This window comes from Phenylobacterium sp. (assembly GCF_004799395.1).
Lineage (GTDB): Bacteria > Pseudomonadota > Alphaproteobacteria > Caulobacterales > Caulobacteraceae > Phenylobacterium.
In genome coordinates, this window is record NZ_SSMZ01000153.1 from 1 (window position 1) to 3,016 (window position 3,016).

Annotated in this window: 2 protein-coding genes; both read left to right on the top strand. The window is 69.4% G+C overall.

The genetic code is table 11. From position 1 onward, the window contains the following. Positions 1 to 1,086, top strand: a 1,086-nt coding sequence (locus E8A12_RS10000; protein WP_293368200.1) for a TauD/TfdA family dioxygenase, incomplete at its 5' end; no start/stop codon positions are given. 69 nt (positions 1,087 to 1,155) lie between these two features. Then, positions 1,156 to 3,003, top strand: a complete 1,848-nt coding sequence (gene recQ / locus E8A12_RS10005; RefSeq protein ID WP_293368202.1) for a DNA helicase RecQ — start codon at positions 1,156 to 1,158, stop codon at positions 3,001 to 3,003. The last annotated feature ends 13 nt before the right edge of the window (positions 3,004 to 3,016 follow it).

The window sequence follows — 3,016 nt, forward strand, 5'->3', positions numbered from 1 at the left end:
CGGGGCGCAAGCCGCGCCGGCGGCCATGGCGGCGGAATAGGAGCGACGACCATGAACGACATCTCCGCCATCAGGCCTGAGATCCTGGAGCCCGCCTGCGAATGGGCTGCGCCGGACGTCGCCGACCCTTCGGCATGGACCGAACTGTTCTCGCAAGCCGAGGTGGACGAACTGGAGGCGGCGGTCGCCCACGCCTTTTCGGTGTCCGAGGACTTCCTGGCCATCGGCAAGGCCGAGTTCCCGCTGCCGACGCTTGGGCCGCGCCTGAAGGAGATCGAACGCGAACTGATCGACGGCCGCGGCTTCGTGCGCCTGCGCGGGCTGCCGCGCGAGCGGTGGACCAACGACCAGATGAGCATGGCCTACTGGGGGATCGGCGCGCATCTCGGCAAGCCCTGGCCGCAGAACGCCAAGGGCCATCTGCTGGGCGATGTGACCGACCACGGCAAGCCTGTGGGAGACCCGACGTCGCGCGGCAACGAGATCGGCCTGGTTGGCCTCGACTTCCACTGCGACGGCTCGGATCTGGTGGGACTGATGTGCCTGCAGACCGGTGTGTCGGGCGGACTGTCGGCGGTGTGTAATTCCGTCGCCCTGCACAACCGTCTGGTCCGCGAGCGGCCGGACCTGGCGGCCGAGCTCTACAAGCCCCAGCCCTTTGACTACCGCGGCGAACAGGCGCCCGGCAAACCCGGCTGGTATCTGATGCCGGTGTTCAGCCGTCAGGGCGGACGGGTCTTCATCCGCCTGATTCGGCCCTACATCCTGGCCTCGCAGCGCCACGCCGACGCTCCGCGCCTGACCGAGAAGGCCATCGAGGCGCTCGCCTGGATGCAGGACCAGGCCGAGGGCGGCGACTATTCGGTGATCATGGATTTACAGCCCGGCGACATGCAGTTCATCAACAATTACCACGTGCTGCACGGCCGTACGGCCTACGAGGACGACCGCGCGGCGGGCAAGATCCGGCACCTGAAGCGCCTGTGGCTGGAGACGGAGGTCCTGGCGGACCGGCCCAAGCAGTTCGTCAACCGCATGGGCACGCACTGGGCGAAGAAGCTCACCATCAGCCGGATGGACGCCTAAGCGCTCTTCCCTCCCCAGGCGGGGAGGGAAGGCATGGCGCCGAGATCGATTCGACCCCATAACCCACCCATGCCGTCCGCCGTCGCCGAGCGCGATCCCGACCTTCTGCACGACGCCCGCGAGATCCTGCGCCGCACCTTCGGGCATGCGGAATTCCGGGGCCTGCAGGGGGATGTGATCGCCGAGGTGCTGGCCGGGAACAGCGCCATGGCGGTGCTGCCGACCGGTGGCGGCAAGAGTGTCTGCTATCAGATCCCCAGCATGATCCGGCCGGGCCTTGGGCTGGTGGTCTCGCCGCTGATCGCGCTGATGACCGACCAGGTGGCGGGTCTGCAACAGTCGGGCGTCGCCGCCGCGCGGCTCGATTCCAACATCGACCCCGAAGAGAAGGCCGACACCTGGCGACGGATCGATGCGGGCGAACTCGACCTGCTCTACGTCTCCCCCGAAGGCCTGATGCAGCCCTGGATGCTGGAGCGGCTTTCCCGCATTCCCCTGGCGCTGATCGCCATCGACGAGGCCCACTGTGTCAGCCAGTGGGGCCATGACTTCAGGCCCGAGTACCGGATGCTGGGGCGCCTCGCCGACCTGTTCCCCGGCGTGCCTCGCCTGGCGGTCACCGCCACGGCGGACGCCCGGACCCGGGAGGACATCCGCAGCGAACTGCGCCTCGAATCCTCGCCGGAGTTCGTCGCCAGCTTCGCGCGGCCGGAACTCGTGCTGTCGGCGGAGCGTAAGCGCGGCTCGGCCACCAAGCGGGTGGTGGAGTTGGTCACCGCGAGGCCCGACCGCTCGGGCGTGGTCTATGCCGGGTCGCGCGACAAGACCGAGCAGATCGCCCAGGCCCTGCGCGACGCCGGCGTCCCGGCGCTGGCCTATCACGCCGGCCTGGAGCGGACGCTACGCACCGAGCGGCTGGAGGATTTCCTGGCGGCTGACGCGGCGGTGATGGTGGCGACCATCGCCTTCGGCATGGGGGTCGACAAGCCGGACGTCCGATTCGTGATCCACGCCGACGCCCCGGCCTCCATCGAGGCCTATTGGCAAGAGATCGGCCGCGCCGGGCGCGACGGCGACCTGGCCGAGGGCATCACCCTCTATGGCGCCGCCGACATGAGCTGGGCGCTGCGGCGCATCGGCGAGCGCGACATGGACGGCGCGGTGAAGCAGGTGCAGGTGGGCAAGGTCCGCCAGCTCTACGCCCTGCTGGACGGGACCGGTTGCCGCGCGGCCACCGTGCGCCGCTACTTTGGGGAGGAAGGTGTCGAGGCCTGCGGACAGTGCGACCTCTGCACCGGGCGCGTGGAGCTTTCAGACGCCACTGAAGCCGCCCAGAAGGCGCTGTCGGCGGCGCACCGGCTGGGTGGGCGGTACGGCCGCGGCCGGCTGGTCGATCACCTGTTGGCCAAGACCAAGGACCCCAGCGACATCGAGACCTCGCTTTCCACCTGGGGCATCGGCCAGGAGCTGAGCGCCAACGCCTGGCGCGACCTGGTGGAGCAGCTGCTGTTCGAGGGTCTGCTGCGCGAGGATCCGAACGATGGTCGCCCGCTGGTGGGCGTCGGCGACGCAGACGCGGTCAAGCGGGTGTTCCGCGGTGAACAGCGGGTGCAGATCCAGACCCGCGCTGAGGAGCCCGCCGGCCGGGTCCGCAAAGCCCGGAAAGGCCGCGACGCCCTGGTGACCGCGCCGTCGGACCAGGCGCTGTTCGAGGCGCTCCGCGCCTGGCGCAGCAAGGAAGCCAAGAGCCAGCACGTGCCGCCCTACGTCATCTTCCACGATCGCACGCTGGCCGAGATCGCTGCGGTGAAGCCAGGCTCCCGCGCGGTCCTCGCCCAGGTCAATGGCGTCGGCGAGGGCAAGCTCGCCCGCTACGGCGAGGGCGTGCTGGACGTGGTGTCGGCCTTCACCAACTGACATTTGGCGGTAT

Coding starts and splice junctions, on each gene's coding strand:
- recQ (WP_293368202.1), top strand. CDS start 1,156: ATGCCGTCCGCCGTCGCCGAGCGCGATCCCGACCTTCTGCACGACGCC.